This is a genomic window from Enterocloster sp., assembly GCF_057861365.1.
On record NZ_DBMACH010000019.1, the window covers coordinates 54,401 to 60,499 of the forward strand.

14 protein-coding genes and 1 pseudogene are annotated in these 6,099 nt (G+C 42.7%); all 15 read right to left on the reverse strand.

Going from position 1 to position 6,099, the window contains the following annotated elements:
• Positions 1–18: 18 nt before the first annotated feature.
• The 15 genes and pseudogenes from ACZM6M_RS15575 to ACZM6M_RS15645 all read right to left on the reverse strand — a co-directional run bounded on the left by ACZM6M_RS15575 (position 19) and on the right by ACZM6M_RS15645 (position 5,967).
• Positions 19–153 carry a hypothetical protein gene (locus ACZM6M_RS15575; protein WP_278283957.1) on the reverse strand — a complete coding sequence of 45 codons (135 nt, stop codon included), beginning with the start codon at positions 151–153 and terminating at the stop codon, positions 19–21.
• Between the two features lie 8 nt (positions 154–161).
• The gene (locus tag ACZM6M_RS15580) at positions 162–659 is read right to left on the reverse strand and encodes a hypothetical protein (protein ID WP_066546830.1); all 498 of its coding nucleotides are present in this window, start codon (positions 657–659) and stop codon (positions 162–164) included.
• On the reverse strand, positions 652–831 hold the full coding sequence (locus ACZM6M_RS15585) for a hypothetical protein (RefSeq protein WP_066546825.1): 180 nt from the start codon (positions 829–831) through the stop codon (positions 652–654). Before ACZM6M_RS15585 ends, ACZM6M_RS15580 begins: the two co-directional genes overlap by 8 nt.
• Positions 832–920: 89 nt before the next feature.
• Positions 921–1,817: a hypothetical protein gene (locus ACZM6M_RS15590; protein WP_066546821.1), complete on the reverse strand. Its 897-nt coding sequence runs from the start codon at positions 1,815–1,817 to the stop codon at positions 921–923.
• Entirely contained in the window at positions 1,814–2,026 is a 213-nt protein-coding gene (locus ACZM6M_RS15595; protein ID WP_066546813.1) for a hypothetical protein, read from the reverse strand. Before ACZM6M_RS15595 ends, ACZM6M_RS15590 begins: the two co-directional genes overlap by 4 nt.
• A gap of 28 nt (positions 2,027–2,054) precedes the next feature.
• Positions 2,055–2,423 (reverse strand): hypothetical protein, encoded by a 369-nt coding sequence (locus ACZM6M_RS15600; protein WP_066546811.1) that lies wholly within the window; start codon positions 2,421–2,423, stop codon positions 2,055–2,057.
• On the reverse strand, positions 2,424–2,600 hold the full coding sequence (locus ACZM6M_RS15605) for a hypothetical protein (protein ID WP_167544871.1): 177 nt from the start codon (positions 2,598–2,600) through the stop codon (positions 2,424–2,426).
• A gap of 168 nt (positions 2,601–2,768) precedes the next feature.
• Complete coding sequence (locus tag ACZM6M_RS15610; RefSeq protein WP_066546808.1) at positions 2,769–3,311, reverse strand: hypothetical protein; 543 nt, start codon at positions 3,309–3,311, stop codon at positions 2,769–2,771.
• Positions 3,312–3,367: 56 nt separating this feature from the next.
• The gene (locus tag ACZM6M_RS15615) at positions 3,368–3,574 is read right to left on the reverse strand and encodes a hypothetical protein (protein ID WP_066546805.1); all 207 of its coding nucleotides are present in this window, start codon (positions 3,572–3,574) and stop codon (positions 3,368–3,370) included.
• Positions 3,575–3,685: 111 nt separating this feature from the next.
• A pseudogene (locus ACZM6M_RS15620) lies at positions 3,686–3,766 on the reverse strand (hypothetical protein); the annotation flags it as partial.
• A 138-nt stretch (positions 3,767–3,904) separates the two neighbouring features.
• A complete protein-coding gene (locus ACZM6M_RS15625) occupies positions 3,905–4,126 on the reverse strand; it encodes a hypothetical protein (protein ID WP_143331341.1) in 222 nt (73 codons plus the stop codon).
• Between the two features lie 37 nt (positions 4,127–4,163).
• Positions 4,164–4,934 (reverse strand): ATP-binding protein, encoded by a 771-nt coding sequence (locus ACZM6M_RS15630; RefSeq protein WP_167544870.1) that lies wholly within the window; start codon positions 4,932–4,934, stop codon positions 4,164–4,166.
• Entirely contained in the window at positions 4,894–5,613 is a 720-nt protein-coding gene (locus tag ACZM6M_RS15635; RefSeq protein ID WP_081422914.1) for a helix-turn-helix domain-containing protein, read from the reverse strand. Before ACZM6M_RS15635 ends, ACZM6M_RS15630 begins: the two co-directional genes overlap by 41 nt.
• Entirely contained in the window at positions 5,543–5,761 is a 219-nt protein-coding gene (locus ACZM6M_RS15640) for a hypothetical protein (protein ID WP_066546788.1), read from the reverse strand. The genes ACZM6M_RS15635 and ACZM6M_RS15640 overlap by 71 nt, the downstream gene beginning before the upstream one ends.
• A complete protein-coding gene (locus tag ACZM6M_RS15645; protein ID WP_066546785.1) occupies positions 5,761–5,967 on the reverse strand; it encodes a hypothetical protein in 207 nt (68 codons plus the stop codon). The genes ACZM6M_RS15640 and ACZM6M_RS15645 overlap by 1 nt, the downstream gene beginning before the upstream one ends.
• Between the last annotated feature and the right edge of the window lie 132 nt (positions 5,968–6,099).

Consider the following 6,099-nt stretch of genomic DNA (forward strand, 5'->3'; position numbering starts at 1 on the left):
CTCTTAATAGGTACCTTTTTACCCATTGTCCTGATATGTAATTTTTCTGTTTACTTCAAGAACGATTATTCCGTCCTTTCTCTGTTTGACTTCTGCGGTATTCCCGCGTTCTAATATTTCCCGAATCGCCTTAAGCATACGTTCATTATCCATACTCTCATTTACTCCACCGGAAACGGATATTTTTTCCCATTCATCTCTGCTTTTTTATAAGCTCCGCTATATTTTGCTGCTCTATCCTCCATACTTTTTGCAGCTTCCTCCAAACGTTCTTTCACGGCCTCCAGCGCCGATTCTAAAAACACCTCAAATAAAAAGCGGTTATCCCTGCCGGACAAAGACAGCGGGGACTGCCTTCCAAAAGCTGCACTTGTCACATCCGCATTAAAAATATAATTCAGCTTCTGATTGATGGATTCATTAAACTCCTGCAGCCTCCTTGCATTCTCTGAAAGTTTTGAATGCTGCATTTCCGCAAGACTCCCGTCCGCTCTGACCTCAATATCCGATATACTGGAGCTCTCTTCCTTCAATTCCTTCATGCTTTTTTCAAAACGTGCCAAGATGTTCACATCCTTGGGATTAATGCGAATAACCCGCTGTGGATCGCCATTGATTGTAAATTCTTCAAACCCATCATCAAAACGAATATCAGCCATTTCCGCATCCCTCCCTCTCGTTTTCCTGTTCCCTGCAAGCCATGCTTTCACACATAGAAGCCAATCCCAAACGCATAATTTCTACCTGATGCTCTGCCTTCTCTAAAGCATTCTCTGATAACTTTGCGCACCCACATACACAGTCCTTAATTATTGATATCTCTCTGCTCATTTTTCATTTCTCCAATCTTCTCATAAATTGCCGCCAATTCACACACAATTACAAACAGCAAAATTCCTATTATTATCACTGTCGCCCCCCTAATCTACATTCGGGCGTATTGGAAGCGCCTGAACACTTGTTACAACCTTCTCCGCCGCCTCATTAAACGCCTGCTCATAAGTCGGGGACATACCCTTATCGCGAATGACTTTTGTGGCAAACTCCCGCAGATTATCAAAATATTCCATCTCTGTCTTTCTGCCATGGTTAATATAATATTCAAGGGTCGAAATCAGATCGGAGCGCAGCCCATTTTTTTTAGCATACTGTATCAGTATACGGAGCATAGTAGGATTATCTGTATATCTGGCAGCCAAACGGTCCAATTCCTCTTTTTTAAACGGGAATCCAATATTCAACAGCTTCATTGTCATATCATCAATCCGGCTTCCGTTAGGATCATAAAAATCATTCAGATGCTCCTGTAACTGCTCCCTCACATTGTCAAATGCCTTACCCGCTTCGGATTCCAAATCTGCAATACCCTTCTTAAAATTCTCTTCCTCCTGCAGGTACTCTGCTTTCCAGGATGCCTTGGAAACCTCGCTTGCGTCCCTATCATTACATACCTTTTCCCATTTAGACCGGGCATTCTCCACTGTGCTGCGGATTTTCTCAGCCCTGGGCCTCATATCTGCCTCTATCTTCTGTACATCCCGCATATATTCAGAAAAATCCTTGTGTATCATCGTTTTGTACTCCTTTCTGCCGTCCCTTGAAGAATAATATTCCCTGATTTCTGCTTTTACCTGTTCTGTAATCTCCTTACATCGGTTTTGAATCTCCGGATATTCTTCCAGATCCCTAGAATTTGCATAAATAATTACCGTTTCAAGCGGCAGGTTTTTAAATTCCTGTGTAACATCATATCTCCTTGCCGTGAATGTTTGGTACAGTTCATCGTCAACCGTAACCCCCGCCAGCATCCTGCTCATAAAATAAGCTCTCCTTTTTCATTGAATCTTGGTAAATTGTTAATAATGGCTACCTCTGCCCCACACCCATGCATATAATCCTTTAAGTCTGCAATGGGTTCTCCGTCAACATAATATTGACCCTTATAAAACCGCGGAAAAACAATATACTTCCGACGTTTCCTCTCCTGTTTTTCTTCCAGTTTTTCTATTTTCTGCCTTAAATTCATTCTGCATAGCACCCCCTAAGTCCGTCAATTATTCCTCTTGGCTCTGCCTTTCTAATGCTTCTACCCGTTCTGCCAGATCTGCCGTTTCTGTCCAGGACTTACACTGTGACATCATAATCTGAATTGCATTCACTCTTATTTGGGGAGAAATGCTGTCATCAGCGATAATGCGATTCAATACGTTCACGCAGTCCGTCAATGACTGCTGCATCTTCTGGACGCTTCTTCGGATAACCTGAACCCTGCGCTGATTTAAAATATCCTGAAATTGTGGATCATCCCGGTACCGCGTCACAGTATTCCGGCTTAAGCCTGTTGCCCGCATAATATCTGAGATCTTATCATGTTCCAGAAAGGCCGCTATCATACTCTCTGTAAAAACCCGTTTTCTTGCCACTCAATCAACCTGCCTTATCTCTCCGATTGCCCTCAATATTTCCTCTCTGCGTTTTTCCGGGAGTTCATGCCGCATCATTCGGTAAAATGTACTTTCAGCCACATTGAGCGCATCTGCAAGCTGCCAGCAATAAATACCTGACCGCTTCATTTCCTGACGAATTTTTTCATTGCACATGATTTTCCTCCTTCAACTTCTGCCACTACTACTATTTTACTACCTTTTCAGTAATCATCCATCCCCACATTTTCAGAGAAAACAGGGCCAGATTCACACTGTTTTAAGTATTTTCACTTATACAGCCAGAATCCGGCCCCATAATATCCGTGCTACGTCTATCAGCCGCTATTTAATAATATCTTTCAGCGCTCCTGATCCCAGGAGATATCCAAAATAAAATTCATACATATTACCATAATTTGTTAGCCTGTTTGGAGTGGGTCTGTTGAGGTCATATCCCTGTTTCCATATTTCATGGGCAAGAAATTCGTCATATTTCACTATCGGATTTTCGTTATTTATTTCCTTTTCAATCAATGGGATAATCTTTCCGGCGGTTTCCGCTGCCCGCCTCTTCTCTTTCTGCTCCATACGCCACGCATGGGCCTCTGTTAATGCCATGTATACATAATGTCCATATTTTTTGTACACATAATCAAGGATTTTTCCTGTTGGGGATTCATCATCACACACCCAATATTCAGGAAACGTAATTATCTTTACAAAGCCGTCAATATCCCTCTGCGGAACCTCTTTATTGACGAACAGAATTTCTTTCCTGTCATCTACCATCACGATAAATTCGCTTAATTCCACATGATAGCGATATTCTAAATAAAATACATACTCTGATGGAAGTTCTTCCGGTGCTATTCTTTTTATATACATTTTTTTCATCCTTTCTCTGATCCAGTTAATAAGGCATCTCCAATGGGGCCTCATACTTAATTGTTTCTGCCTGTATTGCTTGTCCTTTCTGACTGCTCGCTGTTGGTTTTTGTTACTCTTCTCATCCCTGAAACTCTCATAACCTGCTCCTGCAGGGCATATGCAACTTTCTTACGCTCCTCAGGGGTAAGAGAATCCATAGGAACGTCATTCCCCGTGTTGCCTATATCAATGTAATTCGTAAATCCGTATTCCTTCACCATAATCACCTCCTTCCTAAATTTTATGCGTTGTAGGTTGTTTTTGCGGATTGCCGGAAGGACCTCAGATGTTACCCAGCGTTTAAAGCGTTTAGCTGATTCCAGTTTGCTTCCAAAGATTAAAGAATAAAGGCCGGATTCGTTAATGATATACATTTGTCTGTTCTGACCTGAGTCGGCAAAACACCGAGTCAGCTTATCCTCATCGCTGACATGGTTCGGGACTGCATTTCTTGCATTTGCCTAACGCTTCTGCAGCATCCTTGCCAACGAAATAATTTTCTCCATCAACCTCAATTTCAAAGCTATATCGTCCATTTATAAAGCCTTGTTTTATCCTCTGCCTAATAACCATAGTGGATTGATAACCGCAGCCATACAAGCGGCAACGTAAGCCATCAGGAACGCCACAAGGCCATCAGCCTGAAATACCATTGCCGTTACCATAAAAGCCACTGTTCCAGCCCCGGCAGAGGCCAACAGCGTGTTAATAAATAATCCTGCCTTTTCTTTGCTTCTTCTCTTCTCGTTTCTGATCCGTGAAATTCTGTCCATAATATCCTCCTTCCCCCCTCCTGCATCAATGGGGGCTTTATCCATTCTGCAATATGCTCTGTATAAAGTTCCGATTTTCTTCCTCTGCCGTTTTGGCCCTTATGCTTTCCTCCGGGAAATGCAGAGGGATGCAGAGCCGGTTTAACCGGTCTGAAATCCTTGTATCGCATTTCAACTCCGAAATTGGAAGATTAGAGGTCACAATCAGCAGTTTCCCGTGATTCATGCGGTAATCAATCAGCCGGAATAGTTCCTGATCCTGCCACTCTCCCCTTTTTTCACTCCCAAAATCATCCAGCACCAAAAGGTCGCAGTTCATATAGGCGTATAAGCCATCCTGCTGCCATGGCTCCCTTTTGTACGCTTCGGAAACTCTGGAAAGGTACTCCGGGGAAGAAATGAACTTTATACGCCGCCTGTATTTCACCTGTACAGAGGATGAAAGGCAGCAGGCCAGAAGCGTTTTCCCACTCCCCCTCGTTTGGCTCCAAAGGTACAACCCCTTATTTCTCTGTTCCCAGCGTTCAAACTGTTTCCAGAAGCTGGAGGTTACTTTTTCAAAGTTCGGGTTAATGGCTTTATACCGCCCGAAATCAAAATGCCTCATATCTGCCTCAGAAAATACAGCCGGGATTCCCGTTGCATCATCCTGACAATGCCCTTTGCATACCGGGCACGGATCACCGATCTCTACTGGCGTTTTAGGATCGTACTCCGGTACGATTGCCGACCGGATAACGTAACCTGTATCATGGCAGAGGCGGCAGTTATATGTATGAATCAATGTATCCCTGTTTGTTTTCTCCACTGCGTACTCCTGTCTGCTGGCCGTTTGTGCCTCTGCTCTGGTTCTGGCTCCGATCCAGCCATGAGTTAATAAACTTTGTAACACCCCTTCGGGTTTTCCTCTTTGTGGGATTGGCATCACACCAGGCAATTATCTTTTTCAGTTCCTGATCTATGTTTACAGCCGGATATGCCTGCTTCCATAGCGGTATTTTATCCTCTGGAACGTCAAAATAAGTGCCGTCTGCTAACGGAATCATAATTCCGGTTCCGCTCGGAGCAGATTTTTCCGGCTCTGAGCAAATAGTATTTATATTATTATTATTTGTATTGTTATTATTTATAGTATTATTATTACTACCCACATTTTCTACACTTAGGTTTTCTACACTTTCATTTTCTACGGGTTGAAAATGGATATTTGGAGTTAAGACATAAAGGTTATTTGACCTTTTTCCGTTTTTTCTACATATCTGCTTTTCTACAATTCCTGCACCTATCAAAAGATTCATGTGAGTATAAAAACGTCTTTCGCTGATTTGTAATGAATTACAGATAAATTCTACACTTGGGTAAGCTGTTCCGCCTGTTCCAGCATAACTACACAACATACCATAAATAGCCTTTGCTTCAATGGTGAGGTTGTCCATCAAATAAACATCCTGATAAGTCAAACCCCATCCCCCTTTCTTTTCTTTCATTCATTGCATGATTTCCTTTCTGATTTGAATACACTACCTCTGCAAATCCCGGCCACGTAAGCTCATAGCCATAAATTCGCAGAAAAAACCATTTATCAAGCCTCATATCTGGCCCAATGCTCTGCAACAGTTCTTCACGGCTTGCCATCAGTATTTCCCCTTTGCTTCTTTAAGCATTGACTGCACTTTAAGAATCAAAGCGCCGTTTACGCTGCTGGGATTCCGGCGCATATTGCCGACCGTCCGGGCCGTAACTCCTAAACGCTTCCCCAGTTCTTCATCTGTCCAACCTTTGTACTCTTTCAATGCGTACAGATCCACTTTAAACTCTATCGCCCACGCTGGCATTTTCATGTAATCACTCCTCGTATTCTGCCTGAGTTATATTTTGATATTGTCAATATTGGTTTACACTTTTTTCTCAAGAATGTTCGACCTTATGCTGCCTCCTGTAGCGAAGCATAGTATTGTTGTCGCTTAACCATT